This is a genomic window from Robertmurraya sp. FSL W8-0741, assembly GCF_038004005.1.
GTDB lineage: Bacteria > Bacillota > Bacilli > Bacillales > Cytobacillaceae > Robertmurraya > Robertmurraya siralis.
In genome coordinates this window covers 1671192-1691903 of sequence record NZ_JBBOQG010000001.1, presented here as the reverse complement: position 1 = coordinate 1691903, position 20712 = coordinate 1671192, and the positions used below count along the sequence as shown (strand labels likewise).

The 20712-nt window shown below is 39.1% G+C and carries 18 protein-coding genes and 1 pseudogene; 4 read left to right on the top strand and 15 right to left on the bottom strand.

Going from position 1 to position 20712, the window contains the following annotated elements; translation table 11 throughout:
- Positions 1-59 precede the first annotated feature (59 nt).
- The 7 genes from pyk to dnaE all read right to left on the bottom strand — a co-directional run bounded on the left by pyk (position 60) and on the right by dnaE (position 10682).
- Positions 60-1820: a pyruvate kinase gene (pyk, locus tag NST02_RS08190; RefSeq protein WP_137743973.1), complete on the bottom strand. Its 1761-nt coding sequence runs from the start codon at positions 1818-1820 to the stop codon at positions 60-62.
- Positions 1821-1898: 78 nt separating this feature from the next.
- Positions 1899-2861 carry a 6-phosphofructokinase gene (gene pfkA, locus NST02_RS08185; protein WP_095307951.1) on the bottom strand — a complete coding sequence of 321 codons (963 nt, stop codon included), beginning with the start codon at positions 2859-2861 and terminating at the stop codon, positions 1899-1901.
- Between the two features lie 314 nt (positions 2862-3175).
- A complete protein-coding gene (gene accA, locus NST02_RS08180; protein WP_137743974.1) occupies positions 3176-4165 on the bottom strand; it encodes an acetyl-CoA carboxylase carboxyl transferase subunit alpha in 990 nt (329 codons plus the stop codon).
- Positions 4150-5028 (bottom strand): acetyl-CoA carboxylase, carboxyltransferase subunit beta, encoded by an 879-nt coding sequence (gene accD, locus NST02_RS08175; protein WP_095307917.1) that lies wholly within the window; start codon positions 5026-5028, stop codon positions 4150-4152. Before accD ends, accA begins: the two co-directional genes overlap by 16 nt.
- Before the next feature lie 276 nt (positions 5029-5304).
- Positions 5305-5925 (bottom strand): FadR/GntR family transcriptional regulator, encoded by a 621-nt coding sequence (locus NST02_RS08170; protein ID WP_137743975.1) that lies wholly within the window; start codon positions 5923-5925, stop codon positions 5305-5307.
- Positions 5926-5934: 9 nt separating this feature from the next.
- Positions 5935-7173: an NAD(P)-dependent malic enzyme gene (locus NST02_RS08165; RefSeq protein ID WP_095307920.1), complete on the bottom strand. Its 1239-nt coding sequence runs from the start codon at positions 7171-7173 to the stop codon at positions 5935-5937.
- Positions 7174-7310: 137 nt separating this feature from the next.
- Complete coding sequence (gene dnaE / locus NST02_RS08160; RefSeq protein WP_095307922.1) at positions 7311-10682, bottom strand: DNA polymerase III subunit alpha; 3372 nt, start codon at positions 10680-10682, stop codon at positions 7311-7313.
- Between the two features lie 394 nt (positions 10683-11076).
- Between dnaE and NST02_RS08155 the strand changes: the two genes are divergently transcribed.
- Both NST02_RS08155 and ytrI read left to right on the top strand, forming a co-directional pair.
- Positions 11077-11415, top strand: coding sequence for a YtrH family sporulation protein (locus tag NST02_RS08155; protein WP_095307925.1), 339 nt, complete (start codon positions 11077-11079; stop codon positions 11413-11415).
- The gene (gene ytrI / locus NST02_RS08150; protein WP_095307927.1) at positions 11412-11915 is read left to right on the top strand and encodes a sporulation membrane protein YtrI; all 504 of its coding nucleotides are present in this window, start codon (positions 11412-11414) and stop codon (positions 11913-11915) included. The genes NST02_RS08155 and ytrI overlap by 4 nt, the downstream gene beginning before the upstream one ends.
- 41 nt (positions 11916-11956) lie before the next feature.
- Here ytrI and NST02_RS08145 read toward each other — a convergent pair whose 3' ends face one another.
- The gene (locus tag NST02_RS08145; RefSeq protein WP_095307929.1) at positions 11957-12907 is read right to left on the bottom strand and encodes a DHH family phosphoesterase; all 951 of its coding nucleotides are present in this window, start codon (positions 12905-12907) and stop codon (positions 11957-11959) included.
- 212 nt (positions 12908-13119) lie between these two features.
- On the opposite strand from NST02_RS08145, the gene NST02_RS08140 reads away from it, so the two are divergent.
- Positions 13120-13422, top strand: coding sequence for a YtpI family protein (locus tag NST02_RS08140; RefSeq protein WP_095307931.1), 303 nt, complete (start codon positions 13120-13122; stop codon positions 13420-13422).
- A 245-nt stretch (positions 13423-13667) separates the two neighbouring features.
- On the opposite strand, the gene NST02_RS08135 is transcribed toward NST02_RS08140, so the two are convergent.
- The 4 genes and pseudogenes from NST02_RS08135 to NST02_RS08120 form a co-directional block, all read right to left on the bottom strand.
- Entirely contained in the window at positions 13668-14987 is a 1320-nt protein-coding gene (locus NST02_RS08135; RefSeq protein ID WP_095307933.1) for a CBS domain-containing protein, read from the bottom strand.
- A gap of 128 nt (positions 14988-15115) precedes the next feature.
- Positions 15116-15358: a hypothetical protein gene (locus NST02_RS08130; protein ID WP_095307935.1), complete on the bottom strand. Its 243-nt coding sequence runs from the start codon at positions 15356-15358 to the stop codon at positions 15116-15118.
- 188 nt (positions 15359-15546) lie between these two features.
- Positions 15547-16227 (bottom strand): metal-dependent hydrolase, encoded by a 681-nt coding sequence (locus NST02_RS08125; RefSeq protein ID WP_095307936.1) that lies wholly within the window; start codon positions 16225-16227, stop codon positions 15547-15549.
- A 353-nt stretch (positions 16228-16580) separates the two neighbouring features.
- Positions 16581-16828, bottom strand: a pseudogene (locus tag NST02_RS08120) (transposase); the annotation flags it as partial.
- Positions 16829-17146: 318 nt separating this feature from the next.
- Between NST02_RS08120 and NST02_RS08115 the strand changes: the two are divergent.
- The gene (locus tag NST02_RS08115; RefSeq protein WP_340948661.1) at positions 17147-18241 is read left to right on the top strand and encodes a M24 family metallopeptidase; all 1095 of its coding nucleotides are present in this window, start codon (positions 17147-17149) and stop codon (positions 18239-18241) included.
- Between the two features lie 259 nt (positions 18242-18500).
- Here NST02_RS08115 and NST02_RS08110 read toward each other — a convergent pair whose 3' ends face one another.
- From NST02_RS08110 to NST02_RS08100, 3 genes are all read right to left on the bottom strand, one after another.
- Positions 18501-19055, bottom strand: a complete 555-nt coding sequence (locus NST02_RS08110; RefSeq protein WP_340948659.1) for a GNAT family N-acetyltransferase — start codon at positions 19053-19055, stop codon at positions 18501-18503.
- 19 nt (positions 19056-19074) lie between these two features.
- Complete coding sequence (ald, locus tag NST02_RS08105; protein WP_095307939.1) at positions 19075-20193, bottom strand: alanine dehydrogenase; 1119 nt, start codon at positions 20191-20193, stop codon at positions 19075-19077.
- Between the two features lie 319 nt (positions 20194-20512).
- Positions 20513-20680, bottom strand: a complete 168-nt coding sequence (locus tag NST02_RS08100; protein ID WP_170211313.1) for a hypothetical protein — start codon at positions 20678-20680, stop codon at positions 20513-20515.
- Between the last annotated feature and the right edge of the window lie 32 nt (positions 20681-20712).

Sequence of the window (20712 nt, the reverse complement as noted above, 5' to 3'; positions counted from 1 at the left end):
AAAAACAATCCGTTTTTCGCCACTTGCTTTATTCGAACAAACTCTAAAAACGTGACCTATTATAGGACACTTGCATGACCGTTATAAATGACACCTCTTGTTGCATCTACTGTTACTTCTTGTCCATCTTTTAAGATTGTTGTTGCTTTTTCAGCACCTACGATTACTGGAATGCCTAAGCTTAATCCGACTACTGCTGCATGGCTTGTTAAACCACCTTCTTCAGTGATTAAAGCGGCGCTCTTCTCGATCGCTGGAACCATATCAGCATCAGAACCAATCGTAACAAGTATAGAACCTTCCGTTACCTTTGCCAGTGCCTCTCCTGCATTTCGTGCAACAACTACTTTTCCATAAGCTGATTTACGGCCAATTCCCTGAGCTTTTACAAGCACATCTCCCACTACATGAATTTTCATGAGATTGGTTGTACCGGATTCACCAACTGGAACTCCGGCTGTGATAACAACTAAGTCACCATGCTTCACTACCTTGCTATTAAGGCTTTCTTGAACGGCGATGTCAAGCATATCATCAGTTGTATTTGCACTTTCTCCCAATTGTGGGTATACTCCCCAAACAAGAGATAAACGACGATATACTGATGGATGATACGTCACTGCTATAATCGGAGCCTGTGGGCGATATTTTGAAATCATTCTTGCAGTATGACCACTTTCAGTTGGCGTAATAATCGCATTAACAGAAAGATTCAACGCTGTATGGGCAACAGATTGACCAATTGCATCAGTAATATTGGTTTCGATCGCTTTCGTTCTTTTTGTTAAAAGACGTTTATGGTCAAGTGCGGATTCTGCACGGGAAGCAATATTATGCATTGTTTGCACTGCTTCAACTGGATACATACCTGCTGCTGTTTCACCTGATAGCATAATTGCATCGGTTCCGTCAAAAATAGCATTCGCCACATCGCTTGCTTCCGCTCTTGTCGGGCGTGGATTTCTTTGCATAGAATCAAGCATTTGTGTTGCGGTAATAACAGGTTTCCCCAAATCATTACATTTCTTAATTAATTCTTTTTGCACTAGAGGAACCTCTTCAGCTGGAATTTCAACGCCTAGATCTCCTCGAGCAACCATTAAACCATCTGACACTTCCAAGATTTCGTCAATATTATCAACGCCTTCTTGGTTTTCGATTTTTGGAATGATTTGAATATAAGTCCCGTTGTTTTCTTCAAGAAGTTTACGAATTTCCATTACGTCAGAAGCACGGCGAACGAACGAGGCAGCTATAAAATCCACTCCCTGCTCAATTCCAAAAAGAATGTCCTTTGCATCTTTTTCTGTTATTCCCGGCAGGTTTACAGATACACCTGGAACATTAACACCTTTTTTATTTTTTAATGTTCCCCCGTTTAAAATTTTCGTATGAATTTCCTTCGCACCGCGATCAATCTCCAACACTTCAAGACCAATCAACCCATCATCCAATAAGATTTTTGCTCCAATTTGAACATCATCAATCAAACCCTCATATGTAACTGAAAATTTGTCTACAGTTCCCTCCACCTCATTCATGGAGATGGTAACTGCTTTTCCAGCTTCTAATTCGATTGCCCCATTCACCATATTGTGGGTACGAATTTCTGGACCTTTCGTATCTAATAAAATAGCGATGTTTTTATTTTCCTTTTTTGAAGCTTCGCGGATATTTTTTATTCGCTGACCATGCTCTGTATGATCTCCATGGGAGAAGTTCAAACGAGCAACATTCATCCCAGCTTCCATAAGTTGCGTGAGCTTTTCCACGCTTTCGCTAGCTGGACCAATTGTACAAACTATTTTTGTTTTACGCATCTAACGTGTAACCCTCCTGAAAAATCGTTGATTTTTTTATCTATCGCAGCTATCTTAGATTACTTATAAAATCGAAGATTAAATAGATAGTTCTTTTGAAAGCTTTAGCATACCCATATTAATTTGATGCTTCATATTTTCTAATGTTTCAATAATATCATAATCAACTAGCTCATTTTTCACAATTCCTACTGCGCGTCCGCCTTTTTTATCCAGAAGTAATTCTACAGCCCGTGCACCTAGGCGACTTGCTAACACACGATCATTTGCTGTTGGAGTTCCTCCACGCTGCATATGTCCTAGCACTGACACACGTGTATCAAAATTGGTTGCTTCTTTAATCTGCTTCCCGATTTCAACACCACTGCCTACTCCTTCAGCAACAATAATAATACTGTGTTTCTTGCCGCGCTCGCTTCCTTTTCTTAGCCGGGCGACGATATCATCGATTGAATAATTTTCTTCTGGAATGAGAATTGTTTCAGCACCACCAGCTAGACCAGACCATAATGCGATATCTCCAGCATCACGACCCATAACCTCAATGATAAATGTTCTTTCATGTGATGTAGCTGTATCACGAATTTTATCGATCGCGTCAATAACGGTATTTAATGCCGTATCAAAGCCAATCGTAAAATCAGTTCCAGGAATATCATTATCGATTGTTCCTGGTACACCGACACAAGGAAACCCCTGTTCTGTAAGGGCTTTAGCTCCGCGATAAGAACCATCTCCACCGATCACTACTAAACCTTCGATGCCGAACTTCTTCAGTTGTTCAATTCCTTTTTGCTGTCCTTCTTTTGTTTTAAATTCTTCACAGCGGGCAGAATATAGACATGTACCGCCTCTATGTATGATGTCACCTACAGAACCAAGTTCCAATTTTTTTATATTTCCTGATATTAACCCTGAATAACCTCCATAAATTCCATAAACCTCTAGATCATGAAAAATACCTTTCCGAACAACAGCGCGAATAGCTGCGTTCATTCCTGGAGCATCTCCCCCACTTGTTAATACGCCTATCTTCTTCACATTAATCACCTCAAGCATAATGACTTTTGACATGATAAAGAATCACTCTATCACCTATAAAAATACAAATATCTACCTAAATAATCTGCTAGCTATTACAAAAGCTTTGCTAGTATTTTCAATTCACCTTCTTATTATGAACAGAATGTCCTGTATTATTTACTTCTAAAATACCATGAAGCATATAGGTTCACAACTTATGGAAATGCTTACATCAATATGGCAGAATAGTCGGTAAAATGCAAACGCTTCATAATGGTATTTTAAGCAAAAAAACGTACTTTTTTCATTAAAGTACGTCTTTTTGCATATCCCTATTTGTAAGTTGTACTTATATATTCATTATCGGTTTGAACGGCATACTCGCCAATCTGTTTATATTTTTCGTATCTATTTGCGATGAGCTCCTCTTCAGTTAGTGGCAATAATTCTTTTAGTGATTGAACAAGGGCGTGATGAATGGCTTCTGCTTGCAATGCCATATCCTTATGTGCCCCGCCTTTAACTTCCGGAATAATTTCATCAATTACATGAAGCTCTTTTAAATCTGGTGCAGTTATTTTCATTTTCTCAGCAGCAAGCTTTGCCTTTGACGCATCTTTCCATAAAATAGAAGCAGCACCTTCAGGAGAAATAACAGAGTATGTTGAATTCTCCAGCATATGAAGATGGTTGCCTACGCCTAACGCCAGCGCCCCGCCACTACCGCCTTCACCAATGACAATACAAATAATGGGGACACGAAGTCCTGCCATTTCAAAAAGATTTCGTGCGATCGCCTCACTTTGCCCTCTTTCTTCAGCCGCTTTTCCGGGATAAGCACCTTTTGTGTCAATAAAGCAAATGATTGGTCTACGAAATTTATCCGCCTGCTTCATGATTCGAAGCGCTTTGCGATATCCCTCTGGATGAGGCATTCCAAAATTTCTGCGAATATTTTCCTTTGTATCTTTCCCCCGTTGATGCCCAATGATTGTGACGGGAAGCCCCTGGAATTTTGCGATCCCGGCAACAATTGCTTCATCATCGCCAAAGTTACGATCGCCATGACATTCAAAGAAATCCGTGAAAAGAAGAGAAATATAATCTAAAGTAGTCGGACGATTAGGATGGCGAGCAATTTGAACCCGATCCCAAGGTTTCATATTTTCATAAATCTCTTTTTCTAATTTTTCAAGACGGACTTCCAGCTTTTCAATCTCATCTGTTAGATCGACATCCGCCTCTTTCGTAATCTCTCTTAATTCCGAGATTTTTTTTCTTAGCTCGACAACCGGTTTTTCAAATTCTAGTTCTCCAACCATTCGAAGTCACCTCCAGGCTGATGAATATCGAGTATTGTAGTCATTTTTTCCTTTAAATCGAGCCTAGAGATAACCGCATCTAACTGGCCCTTTTCTAAAAGAAATTCTGCTGTTTGAAAGTCTTCTGGCAATTCCTCACGGATTGTCTGCTCGATGATTCTTCTTCCTGCAAAACCAATTAGGGCCCCCGGTTCTGCAAAATTATAATCTCCTAATGAGGCAAAGCTTGCTGAAACTCCACCTGTTGTTGGATGAGTCATAATCGATACAATTAAGCCGCCGTGATCACTAAACCGTTTCAAAGCTACACTTGTTTTAGCCATTTGCATGAGACTTAAGACCCCTTCTTGCATTCTTGCCCCACCAGAAGCAGTGAAAATAATAAAGGGTACGGAAAGCTCGTCTGCCTTTTCAATCGCCCTCGTAATTTTTTCACCGACAACCGAGCCCATGCTGCCCATTCGAAAAGTAGAGTCCATAATAGCAATGACAACCTCATGCCCATTAACACGTCCCGTACCAGTTACAACCGCTTCATTTAACTTCGTTTTCTTCTGATCCTTTTCCAGTTTTTCAATGTATTCCGGGAATTGCAGTGGATTACTAGAAGTCAACTGCTGATCCATTTCCGCAAAACTCCCTTGATCTAAAAAACTGGCAATTCTCTCATTTGCATTCATTGGATGATGATATTGACAGTGAAAACAGACTTTAAGATTTTTGGTTAATTCCTTTGAATACATGATTTTTTTACAGTTTGGACATTTTGTCATAATACCTTCAGGTACATCATGTTTTGCAGCTTCAGAAGGGATTGTTGCATACTTTTTCTTTTTTGGTTTTGTAAATAAATCCTTGATCACGGTCTCTCTAACCTCCCCATGTCACACATTTTGATTCTCTTCCTTAGTGGTCTGGCCACTAACGGATAAAGAAATGCCTACTTCAGGGCAAAAAATTCTAACTTTCCATGTGTGAATGTTTCTCATTTGTTGTCGATATGTGATTTTTCACTCTTTTTGTCCATGTCCTAAAACAGACGTGGGCATCTTTATAAGCGTAATGTGTTATTATTACACAGCACTTTTCGCTCTTATCTGCAACAATGAGACAATGATGTTCGCGAAAAGAGCCTATTTTCACAATAATTTTCTTAATCTCTTGTACTTTTCTATAACTTCTTTTTCTTCTCCAGCCATTAAGGCATCTAATACTGCTAAATAAGCAGGTTTGGAACTCGCCTCTTTTTTCAAATCTACAGAGCGATAAAAGTCGTTTAAAACGACCCAGATGCGATAGAGCAAATGATTATTCGCCAATTCCATCATCTTCAAAAAAAACTCGTCATCTGACACGTCATCCAGCACTTCGACCGTCTGCCGATAATGAGCAATCTTATGATCATTATTTCTTTGCAGAATCACTCTTAAACAGTCCATTTCAATAAACTGAATGGTATCTTTTAGATCTTTGACTGCTTTTTGATCCTGTAGGATGAAGGTGCTCAGCAGCTGAACCATTTGATTACCGCGGGCATCTCGGAGGAAGGTGCCTTCCCCTCTTCGTGTTTCTATTAAACCCAATAATTCAATTGCTCGCAATGCTTCTCGAACGGAGGAGCGCCCAACTTGGAGGCGCTCCGAAAGTTCCCGTTCTGAAGGGATTTTATCACCAGGCTTAAGCCCGTCCTCATCAATCATCATTCTAATCTTTTTCACAATTTCAATGTAAATTTTTTTGCTTACAGCTTCAGAATTCAAATTTCTTCATCACTCACTTTTACCAATGATAGCAAGCCGGCTCGTCTTCCGCTTCACTTCTTCTGGATCGACTTTAATACGAGCAACACCTGTTTCCATTGCTGTCTTGGCAACAGCCGCAGCAACTTCCGGAGCGACTCTCGGATCAAATGGTGCGGGAATAACATAATCTGCTGATAGCTCGTCTGCTCCTATGAGGTTAGCAATTGCTTCTACAGCAGCGACCTTCATCTTTTCATTTATATGTGTCGCACGCACATCTAATGCCCCTCGAAAAATCCCTGGAAAAGCTAGTACATTATTAACCTGGTTAGGGAAATCCGAGCGACCAGTACCAACCACTTTGGCTCCTGCCTCTTTCGCATCATCTGGCATAATCTCAGGGTTCGGGTTTGCCATCGCAAAAATAATCGGATCCGGATTCATAGAGCGAATCATTTCTGTAGTTAAAGCACCTTCCACAGAAACGCCAATAAAAACATCCGCACCTTTTATAATGTCGGCGAGACTACCTTCCTCATTATTGCGATTCGTGAATTTTGATACTTCATCTTTGATCGCGTTCATACCGAAAGAGCGCCCTTCATAAATAGCGCCTTTCGTGTCGCACATAATAAGATCGCGAACTCCGTAATGATATAATAATTTTATAATAGCAATTCCTGCTGCTCCTGCTCCACTAGCAACAACTTTAATTTCAGTCATTTTCTTTCCAACTAGCTTAAGAGCATTTACTAACCCAGCGACCGTAACAATCGCTGTCCCGTGTTGATCATCATGAAATACGGGAATAGAAGTTTCCTTTTTTAGTCTTTCTTCTATTTCAAAGCATTTAGGTGCAGCAATATCTTCTAAATTTACACCACCGAATGTCGGCTCGAGAAGCTTGACTGTTTCTACGATTTTGTCCACATCTGAGGTATTTAAACAAATAGGAAAAGCATCTACGCCAGCAAAACTTTTAAATAAGACAGCCTTCCCCTCCATAACCGGCAAGGCAGCGGCAGGGCCAATATTCCCCAAACCAAGCACAGCTGTCCCATCTGAGACAACTGCTACCATATTACCCTTCATCGTATAATCATAAACACTTTCAGGCTTATCATAAATCGCTTTACATGGTTCTGCCACTCCTGGTGAGTAGGCTAAGCTTAAATCCTTTGCATTTCTTACCGGTATTTTTGATTTTGATTCCAATTTCCCTTTGTTGATTTTATGCATATGCAATGCTTCTTCACGTAAAGTCAAGCCAAATTCACTCCCTTTTCCGATTATACCCCTCTAAAATCCGCAAGTGGTCTGACCACGCTGTATATTAGAACAATATACCATATTCACTTAAATTGTAAAGATTAATATTTTGAATCATTGTTTAATAATAGCGTTCATGATTCACTTTTCAAAATTACATTTTTTTCTCCTAGCAACAGCTTCAATGTATGCAGATATGAATCGCTCGGTTCAACCATACTATCTTGTCCTAATCGAATCGTCCGCTCTTTGCTTTCATAAAATAATACGACAGCAGTTGATCCTTTATGCTCCTTAATAAGCTCTTTTAATTTTGCTAAAAGAGGGGCTGTCTCCTTTTCTTTTTCAATTTTTAAATATAAGGTAGCCGCCGGTTTTTTCATATCCTCGATTACCTTTCTAGCATCAAAGACGGACTGGATAATAAATTGTTTATTTTCCTCACGAATCTCTATTTTCCCTTCAATAATGACAATATTGCCTTTTTGCAAAACACCTGCGAAACGTTTAAAAACAGTTGGAAATACAACGGCATCCATATCGCCACTTTGATCCGAAATAGCTAAAAACGCCATCTCTTCTCCTTTTCTCGTACGAATTTTTTTAAGTTCCGTTATATTAATGAGCGACTTTACCCATTTTTGATTTGGTTGAGCAAATTCAATTTCTGTAATCGCTAGTCGCTCCAGGTACTCATTAAAAATGGAGACGGGATGATCTGATAAATAAAAACCAAGAACAGCTTTTTCAAATTGAAGCTTTAGTTCCACTTCAATCGGGCTGACCTCAACATACTTGGGCTTTAAAAAAAACGTCTCTTCATCCGCAAATAAATCCCCTACTCCTTCTTCATTCGGGTTTACTAACTGGGCGTGCTCAATCGCAACATCAATGCTCGCCAGCAAAACCGCCCTATCTTTCCCAAATTCATCAAAGCTCCCTGAATGAACTAGAGCTTCAAGCACCTTGCGATTCACCGCTCGTGTAGAAACTCTAAGACAAAAATCGAATAAATCAACAAACTTTCTATTCTTTCTTGCTTGAAAAATTTCTTTAAGAGCTGCAACCCCTACCCCTTTAATGGCTGCTAAACTAAAACGAATTCCATTTTGCTCAACAAGGAATGAATAACCACTTTGGTTGATCGATGGCGGCAGAAGCCCAATCCCCATCTGTTTGATTTCTCGTATATATTGTGCAATCTTTGTTTCACTGTTGCTCACCGATGATAGGAGAGCTGCCATAAAATGCACCGGATAATGTGCCTTTAAGTAAGCTAATTGGTAAGCAATCACACTGTAGGCGACAGCATGACTCCTGTTAAAACCATAATTGGCGAACTTAACAATTAAATCATAAATTTCGTCAGCTGTATTTTGGTCATAGCCTTTTGCAAGAGCACCTTGAACAAAGTGTTCCCTTTCTTTATTAAGGACCTCTTTTTTCTTCTTTGAAACTGCCCTTCTTAACAGGTCCGCTTCACCTAAAGAAAAACCAGCCATTTTCGCAGCGATTTGCATGATTTGCTCCTGATATACAATGACACCGTATGTACGCTCTAAAATAGGAATCAAATCAGGATGAGGATAGGTAACCGCTTCTTTTCCATGCTTTCGATTAATGTACAGCGGTATATTCTCCATTGGTCCTGGTCGATATAAAGCATTGACAGCTACGATATCCTCAAAGCGGCTTGGTTGCAATCTTTTCAGGACACTTCTCATTCCATCTGATTCCAACTGAAATACGCCTGTTGTTTCCCCTAGCGAGAGGAGTTTGAAAGTCGCCTCATCTTCCAGTGGAATTTCTTTTATCTGCATGCGTTTGCCAGTTTTTCGATTGATGGAATCGAGTATCGTCTCCAGCAATGATAAATTTCTCAGTCCTAAGAAATCCATTTTGAGTAGTCCAAGCTCTTCAAGATGATCCATCGTATACTGAGTTAAGTAAATATCATTATGGCCTTCCTGAATGGGAATCGACTCTACCAACGGCTTTTCCGTTAATACGACACCAGCTGCATGGGTGGAAGTATGTCGCGGCAGACCTTCTAATTTTGTTGCCACGGCAAATAATCGTTGATTAAGAACAGACTCTTGAACAAACTTCCGTAACCCTTCTGATTCTTTCACCGCAGATGTCAAAGTCGTCCCCGGGCGAGATGGAATCAACTTTGATACTTGATCAAGCTCTTTCCCTTGAAGGCCAAAAACTCTCCCGACATCCCTCATAACAGCTTTTGCTGCAAGCGTTCCGAATGTAATGATTTGTGCGACATGAATCTTTCCATATTTATTCGCAACATATTCAATCACTTCATCTCTGCGATGATCCGGAAAATCGATATCGATATCTGGCATTGAAATCCTCTCAGGGTTTAAAAAGCGTTCAAATAATAACTGGTGGCTAATCGGGTCAACATCAGTTATATACAGAACATAAGCAACCATCGATCCTGCTGCAGATCCTCTTCCAGGTCCAGTTAAAATACCATTTTCTCTTGAAAACCTCATAAAATCCCAAACAATTAAAAAATAATCAGCAAATTTCATGTTCTTAATAATGCTTAATTCATACTCTAATCTCTCTCTGTGTTCATCCGTGCTTTCTCGATACCTCTCTTGAAAGCCTTTATAGCAAAGTTCCTCTAATAATTGCTCTGAGCTTTTTTCTCCATTCGTTGGGAATTTTGGCAAACTCATTTGGTTTAATTCGATCATGACATTACATGCTTCTGCAATTCGAAGGGAATTTTCTAAAGCGTCGGGAAGATGTGAGAAAAGCTCCCCCATCTCATTCGCTGTTTTTAAATAATAGTGATTATTTTCTAACTTTTCTCTTGCCTCATCTTGTAATTTCTCCCCATTTTTGATGGCAAGAAGACATTCATGAGCAAAAGAATCTTCTTTATTGATGTAATATACCTCATTCGTAGCCACCAATTGAAGCTGTAAATCTTTAGATAAATCAACGATGCCTCTATTAATAGTTTCTTCAATGGCGATACCATGATTTTGAATCCCTAAATAAAAATGTCCGTTTGCAAAGATTTTTTTGTAGACTGTGGCACTCTTTACAGCTTCATCATAATTTCCTGCTGCAAGGCTCTCTTCTATTTCACCTTTCGTCCCTGGAGAAATTGCAATAATGCCGTCCGCATAACCCCTTAGCCACTTCATCGGAATTCCTGTCGGTGAATTAGTCTGGACAACGCTCGATATTTTGAGGAGATGATGAAACCCTTTTTGATTTTTCGCTAACAGCACGAGGGGGTAAGAGCTTTCGTTTCTTTCACTCTGAACCATGACTGTCAGACCGATAATCGGTTTAATCTTCGCCTTCAAACATTCCTTATAAAAGGCAATCGTTCCATACATAACATTTTGATCAGTAAGTGCAATGCTTGAGAACCCTTTTTGCTTTGCTGTCTGAACAAGCTCTGCGATCCTCGTCGTACTTTTTAAAAGACTATATGAGCTATATACATGAAGGTGAACAAATGACAATACGATCCCACCTTTCCATATGCTGCTTTGATCAATTTCGCAAACTAGATTAAAAGCATATTTTTTGTCTTTTGTTTTTTCTAGCTGCCTATAGTTCCATGTCGATTTCTTAGAAGTATCTTCAGTTCTTATTATAGAACCTCAAATAAAAAAAAGAAAAGATGTTCTCTTTATTTAGGAAAAACTCCTCCAAGAACTCCGGATGAAAAATCATATTTTCAGAAGTTTGTCCATATGAATGTAATATGTATGCATTAATTGACCATTGAGTTGATTCACATTGGCTAGAGCTGTCGTTGATAAAATCGATGCAAAATAGAGACAGACCAAAAAAATAGCAGGGAGCAATTCTCATTGAATATACTCCAAATTACTGTAGTGAGGATGAACGTACATGAAAGAGCAGCCTTTTTTTTCTCTATTAATTGATAGCTATTTTATTGCATTAGGTGTGTTGCTTGGAGGAGCGTTAATTGGTGGCATCGGTGCCTTTTTAACCGGAAAACCACTGATGACAGAAATTTTCCGCATTTCCTCACAAATCAGAATTTGGGCCATCGTCGCTGCAATTGGTGGTACATTTGATGCAGTCTATAGCTTTGAGCGGGGACTATTTGCCGGTGATACGAAGGATATCTTTAAAACCTTCCTGCTTATATTAAGTGCTCTTGGCGGTGCACAAACAGGCTCCTTCTTAATTACGCTATTAACCGGGGAGCATGTGTCCGAATGAGAATCCCATCCTATCATCAATTTCAAGAATGGCGAAGATTATTGGCAGGAATGGCCATTGGCGCACTCATCAGTTGGCTTATCTTCCTTTTTATCTTTGGTGAGTGGATGGAGGACTACAGCATGGAAATCAAGCTTCAAGAAGAAGAAATTCAAGATCTGAAAAAAGAAAAAGAAATATGGCAAGAGGATGTTGAAAAAATTAATAAAGAAAATGAAGAAAAACTGACGATTCAAAAAATTGAAGTAAAAATTTTAAACCACGAAAGATACAAGCTTGATTCTTATAGCGTTCATGAAATCGAGGAGTCAGCAAAGGAAGATATTCGCACGTTGTTAACACAAAATATTGAAACTGCTTTTAAAAGCAGGGATCTCATAAAAAGGACGATTGAAAATCGGACCTTTAAAGCCCATGAAAAGCGATACCGCCTTAAGATCAAGGAAATAGTCTTTTATACAACTTTAACAGTTCAAGTTGAACTACAATTTGATAAATAACAGAGAGGGAATTTGCAAATGCGCCATTCCCTCATTCCCCATTAAAACTCCTGCTGATAATTGATACACGCTTCTTCTAACTCTTTCATGACATGCTCAACCTCATCCCATGAATAAATGGAAGCCCCTGCCGCAAGCGGATGCCCACCCCCATTAAATTTTCTCGCAATACTGTTAATAACAGGTCCTTTCGAACGTAATCGAACACGAATTTGATCCTCTTCTTCAATAAAGAATACCCAAGCAAGGAGTCCTTTCACATTCCCCAATGTACTAACAAGAAGTGAAGCTTCTGAAGGAATCGCAGCAAAATCTTCTAAAAGCTCCTTATTTAAAATGATCGAAGCAACACCGTGTTCATTCATATTAAAATTTTGCAGTACATAACCGTTTAATTTAACAAGATTAGGCTCTAGTTCATACATCCGATCAAACAGCTCTGTTCTGTCAAAATTATATTTAATTAGTTCGCTTGCATAAGCAAAGGTTTTCTCTGTTGTACTTGGGTAAAGAAAACGACCAGTATCTCCAACGATTCCAGCATACAAAAGACGGGCAGCAGCATCAGACATTTTCAAACCTGAAGCCTGCCCTGCAAGGTAAAATTCATAAATCATCTCACTGCAAGAGCTTGCCTCAGTATCAACCCAGCTCAAATCTCCATACGGCTCTTCATTCGGATGATGATCAATTTTAATAAGGTAATCTCCAAGCTGATAACGTTGATCACAAATTCTCGCTTCATTCGCTGTGTCTGTCACAATTACCAATGCTCCCTTATAGGTCTCATCAGCTATGTGATCAAGTCGTGATAAATAATGTAATGACGGTTCTTCCTTACCTACCATATAAATTGATTTTTTCGGAAAGGAGGCTTTGAGCAGCTCGGCTAATCCCCCTTGTGACCCATAAGCATCCGGATCAGGGCGAACATGACGATGGATAATAATGGTGTCATATTTTTGAATGGTTTCAAATATCTTTTCTCTCATTTTTTACTCCTTATCCGTTTTTGTAGTGTAGTCCTCAAAAAACTTATCTATCTCCATTTTTACCATAAATAAATGAAAAGAAAAGATAATTTATACAAATTCCTTCTTTAGATGGTGGCGGTTTCACTACATAAAAATGATGACAGTGGAATTTTCTCATAAAAGTCGTTAAGATAAAGAGTGAAGTTGTTCAAGCTTGGAGGAAATATCAAATGAAAATACTCGTTATCTTATTTGTGTTCGCTTTCTCTTTCTATATTTTTTATAAGGTGAAGTATTTTCGCACACAAAGACCTGCAGAAAAAAAGTGGGTTTCAGCAAAAGCTACTGTTGCACTTGGCTTATTTGTTGCCCTTTTTGGATTGAATCAATTCTTCATCAATCAAACCGCGGTCGCGTATATCGTTGGAAGTGTATTTCTCCTGTTAGGCGCTGTTAATGTATGGGGTGGAGTGAAGTCATATAAATTTTATTTACCTCATGCGATTGAAGAAGCTGAGCAGTTGGAAAAATAATAGGCTTTTCTAAATAATGCGCGTAAGAGAATGTCCGAAAAAAGTCTCGCTTTTTTGGACATTTTTTACATCCATTCGGAATGGTCTCAGCACGAATGAAGTAAAGGGGCCCATTATACAGCTTATCGGTGAAGTTTGGTAGGCGAGAAGGAGCCAGTGCTTCCAAAATTAAACCAAAAAGCAAATGTAGATAAGCGATTGCTTTCTGCATTTGCTTTATACTGGAACCATTGCACAGTCACACTTTATTGTCTGTCTAACAACTGGCACATCATCATTGCTTTGCCTACGAGAATCCCATCATTAAATACCTCTACATCAACCTTTCCAAACTTACGCCCTAACTCTAGCACCCTTGGATAAATTTCTAAAGTGCTATCAATTTGTACCGGCTTTAAAAAATAAATGGTCATATTCTCAACCACTAAATCTCCTTTTTTAAAACCTCGTAAAACACCGTTCGCCGCCTCCGTTACGATTGTTGTAAAGACGCCATAAGAAATGGTGCCAAGATGGTTCGTCATTTGTGGCGTAACCTCACAGCGATAAGTTTCATCATTCTTCATTTTTCCTTTTGACAGCACTAACTGGCTCGTAACAATATCATCAATCGTTTCCCCAACTTGTGGTTGGCGTTGAATCATTTGCAGGGCTTTCAATACGTCCTGACGACTTATAATTCCTATGAGCTTGTTATTGTTGTCTGTAACTGGTAAAAGCTCGATTCCTTCCCAAACCATCATATGGGCAGATGAGGCAACGCTCGTTTGTCCGCTAACCGTCATCGGATTCTTTGTCATAATTTTTTCGATCAACTGCTCCGGATCTACCCCAATAACGTCTTTGGAAGTAACCATTCCTTGCACTTTCATATTCTCATCTACAACCGGATAGCGCCCATGCGTTGTTTCACGGTTGTATTCATACCATTTAGACACCGTATCTGTTGTATTTAAATAAACCGTATCACTAACAGGTGTTAAAATATCCTCAACTAAGACAATTTCCTTTTTAATTAACTGATCATAAATCGCGCGATTGATCATTGCCGCTACTGTGAACGTATCATAGCTGGTTGAAATAATCGGAAGCTGAAGTTCATCAGCGAGTTTTTTTACCTCTTCCTCCGTATCAAAACCCCCTGTTATTAATACAGCGGCTCCTGCTTTTAAAGCATGCTCATGAGCCCTTGTCCGATTTCCAACAATCAACAAATTGCCTGCCCCTGTGTAGCGCATCATCGCGTCAAGCTTCATGGCACCAATCACAAATTTATTAAGTGTTTTATGCAGGCCAGCTCGTCCGCCTAGTACTTGTCCTTCAACAATGTTGACAACCTCTGCATATGTTAATTTTTCAATATTTTCTTTTTTCTTTCGTTCAATTCTAATCGTGCCAACACGTTCTATCGTACTCACATACCCTTTATTTTCAGCGTCTTTAATAGCCCTGTACGCAGTACCTTCACTCACATTTAATGCCTTGGCAATTTGTCGTACGGATATTTTTTCTCCAACTGGTAGTTGATCAATATACTCTAAAATTTGTTCATGCTTTGTAGCCAAGACCTTCACCCTTTAAATTAAAATTATCTTCTCATTATATTTCAACATGGCCTTTACCTGTCTTATCTACCATGATAAAATTTCCGATTTCTTCTCTTATTATAAGATGAAGGAGGCGATAGATTCAATCAATTGTATGAACGAAGGCGTTTTTGCGACTTTACCGGGGATTTTCTCACATTTTCTCTTGCTTTTTTCGGTTCATATAATAATGCAGAAAGATTGCCAGCGATCACAATAAGGCAGAGAATAAGCCAGGATATAGCGAAAATACCAGCAAGTCCACCGTCATGGATCGGCAATCTAGGTAAAGCAAAATAAAGCATCGCAGCGCTCGCTAATAAGCAAAGAATATAACGATTTTTAGCCATGTGCGTTCCTCCTTTATTTCTTTAATTAATATTTATGCGGGCAAGCCAAAAAAAAGTCGTTTTATTTATCCATATGCTGATATCGGCGAAAAAACAAAAATATCGGAGTTTAATGACATATATCCGCGAAAACCGAAATAGCGTTTTTTCGAACACAAAAAAGCGTAGCATTTCAGCTACGCTTCATTTTACAACTTTATCTCTGCTCCAGGCTCAAGCACCTTGCCTTGTCCATTTGGTAGCATGTTTACAAATTGATATGGATCCTGTTTTATAACCGGAAAAGTATTATAGTGAATAGGAACAACCGTTTTCGCACCGAGCAACTGAGCCGCATATGCCGCATCCTCAGGTCCCATCGTATAATTATCACCAATTGGTAAGAAAGCCAAATCAATTGGGTGTCTTTCACCTATAAGCTTCATATCTGAAAAGAGAGCGGTATCGCCAGCATGATAAATCGTTTTGCCATCAATCGTTAAAAGAACTCCCATCGACATACCCAAATAAATAATTTGCTGACCCGCTGTTTCATACCCAGATGAGTGATAAGCTTGTGTAAATTTAACTTTGCCAAAATCAAATTCGTAACTCCCGCCAATATTCATTCCATGTGTGTTAAGTCCTTTCCAGTGAAAATATGTTGCTATTTCAGGACTGCCTATGATAAGAGCACCACTCTTTCGCGCGATCGCTTTCGTATCCCCTACATGGTCATTATGACCATGTGTGATGATAATATAGTCCGGGTTCAGCTCATCCACCTTTAAGTCAGTCAGACCATTCCCGTTAATAAACGGATCAATTAAAATCGTTTTACCGTTCGTTTCAACTTTAACTACTGCATGTCCGTGGTAGGATATCTTCATTTACACTCTCTCCTTCCTTATTATCCATCTACTCTAATTTCAACATTATGTCAGTTCATTCCTGCTACTCTTTAAAAATTGATATTGCTATTCTTGAACTTTAAAAATGAACCTCGCTGACAGGAATAACAAACATGCCATTATTGTATCATTCAAAAAAGACTTAATAACGCAGCAAGCGAGTGACATGTGTAAAAATGAGACAGGAGTCAAGCGCCCTCCGCTCCCATCCGCAATTATATTCTTAAAACTTTGACTCAAAATCTATTTAAAGTCAAAGTCAAGCACCTTGCCAAGTCCAAGTTGCCAATATCTTTACATTCGCAGCAAGAGTAAGCATCGCCTGCATGGACAATCTCTTTTATGGTTTGACGCATGGAACGAATCCCAAAAATGTATCGTATAAACACCATTTTAAATAAAACGACTGGAGCAATACTTGGACGTCCTACCTCCGAATAAAGCTCCTTCACCAATGGAAAGATACATGAAAAATCAATAGCTGACTCAAGCTTGCGAACGAAATAATTTGTGGAACGAATGGATCAATCGCTTGCATTTCAAATTGTTCACGTTCATTGAACTGATTTTTTGTCATCATGGTTGGTCACCTCTAGATAAAAATAATGGATGAAGTGTAATAAATTGATGAGAACGGAAGGTGGCGACTCCCGCGGGAAAAGCAGCTCGGCCCCGCCCGCGAAAAAGCGTCCACCCAGAGTGGAAATCTAACCCATTGTTATTCTATCTACATTTTAAAATAAAATAGACCGTAGATAAACTCGAAATCCTCGAGTTTGTCTACGGTCTGAAACACATTTAGAGTGTTTAAGTTAGCTCAATTATTTACTCGAAAAAGTTTACAATCTCCTTCGAAGTTGCTAACTTTAAATTAGACCAAAATAAGGGAGATGTTTTCATGGAGCGTATACATAAACTTTCTGAGTGGATGAAAGAAGAGGATATTCAATTTTCCTTTCTCACTTCAACAGAAAGCGTTTTTTATTTAAGTCAATTTTATAGTGATCCTCATGAGAGGTTGCTTGGAGTCGCTGTTTTCCAAGATGCGGAGCCATTCTTAATTTGTCCGGCAATGGAAAAAGAGGATGCCAAAAAGACAGGCTGGAATCATGAAATCATTGGATACAGTGATATTGAAAATCCGTGGGAGCTTGTTAAACACGCTGTCTTTAAAAGAATTGCCAAGATCAACCGAATTGCCATTGAAAAAGAACATCTCAATGTGGAAAGATTTGAAATTTTATCTGAGCTGTTTTCAAACGCTCAATTTATTTCTGCTGAAGAAAAGCTAAGAACGTTACGACTAATAAAAGATGAGAAGGAGCTTGCTGCTATTCGTGAAGCCTGTTCATTGGCCGATTACGCGATTGAAGTTGGCTGTTCTGAAATCAAAGAAGGAAAAACAGAATTAGACGTTCTAGCAGCAATTGAATTTGCCTTAAAGAAAAAAGGCATCACAGCCATGGCCTTTTCAACAATGGTCCTGACAGGTGCAAACGGAGCCTCGCCACACGGGAATCCAGGACTCACGAAAATCAAAAAAGGGGATTTAGTTCTCTTTGATTTAGGTGTTGTCGTCAATGGCTATTGTTCTGACATCACCAGAACGGTCGCTTTCGGAGACATAAATGATAAGCAAAAAGAGATATATGATACTGTCTTAAAAGCACAATTAGCTGCAATCTCAGCTAGCAAACCCGGGATTAAATGTTCAGAGGTTGATTTTGCTGCGCGCAGTACAATTGAAAAGGCTGGGTATGGTGATTACTTCCCACATCGACTTGGGCATGGATTAGGCATTAGCGTACATGAATATCCTTCTTTAACAGAAACCAATGATCTTCTGTTAGAAAAAGGAATGGTCTATACGATTGAACCAGGGATCTATGTCCCAGGAGTTGCTGGCGTGCGCATCGAAGATGATGTGGTCGTCACAGAAAACGGAGTGGAAATTCTCACTAAGTTCCCAAAAGAGCTGCAAATTATTTCATAGACTGTGAACAGTCGGAAATAGTTTTTAAATTAAATAAAGCAATAAAAGGATAGATAAACGGGCTCTTTTCTCCTGTTTATCTATCCTTTTACTTTGACTATCGAATGCTGCTTTTGGCACATTTTCAAAAAAAAACGGTCCTGCTGGTTTTGAGAGAATCAGTGCAACCTTCTTCACTGATAAGAAAGTGGCGCAAACATGATTTTTTCTAAAACAACCAATTTTATACTTCAAATAAGAACAAATATAACAGAAATCATTACGAGCTTCGCAGCAGCCAATTTTCTCTAGTCAGCTTCATATTAATAGAGTCAATCGCGATCCCTTCAAATTGTAACTCACCTCGATCAACACTCTCACTGACAAAGCCAACTTTTTCGTACACATGTTTAGCCCTCGGATTGAAATCATATACACTTAATGTTAAAAAGTTTAAATCAGTGTTCTGAAAGATATAATCGATCATCAGCTGCGTTGCTTCCGTTCCAAGGCCTCGATTTCTTCCCCTTGGACCTATTAGTATTCTGAAATTCATGCTGTGGGTTTTTTGATCATATAAATTAATGACTGCTTCACCAACTAAATTTGCTTGCACTTTATCTTCCACAGCAAGGTCCAATCTGTCTTTTTGCTCATTTCTTGTACGGTACCATTGATGAAACAACTGCCGATCAAAATTTGCACTGCTTCCCGTCAGTTTGATGACTTCTGGATCTTTTAAACACTCTTCTATGAGCGGAAAATCCTTCTCTTTAAAAGGCCTTAAAATCACTTTTCTACCCTCAATAGTCGGTTTCTCACTTAGGTTAATCATCTGAATCATCCCCTCGGAGTTACTTATTAAGAAGCTCCTGTACTGGCACATAATTTAACTCTAAGGAAGAAGCCACTGCTTCATAGGTAACAAATCCATCTAATGTGTTAATTCCTTTTAATAATGCATCATTATTTAAGCATGCTTCACGATATCCTTTATTTGCAATTTGAAGTGCATAAGGGACGGTCACATTAGTCAAAGCAATCGTAGAAGTGCGTGGTACCGCTCCAGGCATATTAGCAACTGCATAATGAACGATGCCATATTTATTATAAGTAGGATTATCATGTGTTGTAATACGATCCGTTGTTTCGAAAATACCACCTTGGTCAATCGCGATATCTACTACAACTGAACCCGGTGACATCGACTCAATCATTTCCTCTGTTACTAGTTTAGGAGCTTTAGCCCCAGGAATTAATACAGCTCCAATAACAAGATCGGATTCTTTTACAGCCTCAGCAATATTATAGGGATTCGAGATTAACGTAGTCACATCGCTACCAAAAATATCATCTAACTGGCGAAGGCGTTCTGGTTTTAAGTCAATAATCGTCACGTTCGCACCAAGACCAACAGCAACCTTTGCAGCGTTCGTCCCTGCTACTCCTCCTCCAATTACCGTAACTTTCGCTCTCTTTACTCCAGGCACTCCAGAAAGTAAAATCCCTTTTCCACCATTCACCTTCTCTAAATATTGGGCCCCGATTTGAGCGGCCATACGTCCAGCGACTTCACTCATTGGTGTTAAAAGCGGCAATGACTTGTTTGCAAGTTGAACGGTTTCATAGGCAATCGCAACAACCTTCTTTTCCAATAAAGCATTGGTTAACTCTGGTTCAGCTGCTAAATGCAAATATGTAAATAATATTAACCCTTCACGGAAGAAAGTGTACTCAGATGGAAGTGGCTCTTTTACTTTCATGACCATTTCCTTTGACCACGCTTCCTCTGCTGTACTAACGATGGTGGCTCCCGCATTCATATAATCTGAGTCAGTAAAGCCCGAACCGAGGCCTGCATCTGTTTCAATATATACCTCATGACCATAGTTTACTAGATTAACAACGCCAGCAGGCGTCATAGCAACACGATTTTCATTGTTTTTAATCTCTTTCGGTACCCCAATTCGCATCCATTTTCCCTCCTGATATTTCACAAATCCGATTCTACTATACACCTTAGAAGATAAAGAATAAAGTTCTTTTCAAAGAACAATACTAATAAAGGGACGGCATCAATTGCAGCGGCAAGTAAATTCAAACATTGCAATTTTTAAAATAAGCTAAAAAGAAGAAGTGCAATGTTTGCACCTCTCCTTTTCTGAGGGCTTTGTTAAACAAATTGTTAATAAAACGATTTTGCCTCACTTCAAAGTGTGAAACCAAGGCTCGCCGAAGCTGAGAAAAAAACAAAGAGTAACACCGACATATAACAAAGCCTTCTAGAAAAAATTATGACATTTCATCTTCTTGCTCTGATTCATCTTTTAATGTCTCGTAATGACCATCTGCTTGATCGATGACACCGCTGTGATAAGCGTTCATAATCTGTTCACTAACCTGTTCGGTTCCTTGTTCATCGTAATCAAAGTTAAGACCCTTTTTCGGTTCTTTTTTCACTTCCGTTCAACTCCCTCTCATAAGAATCACTG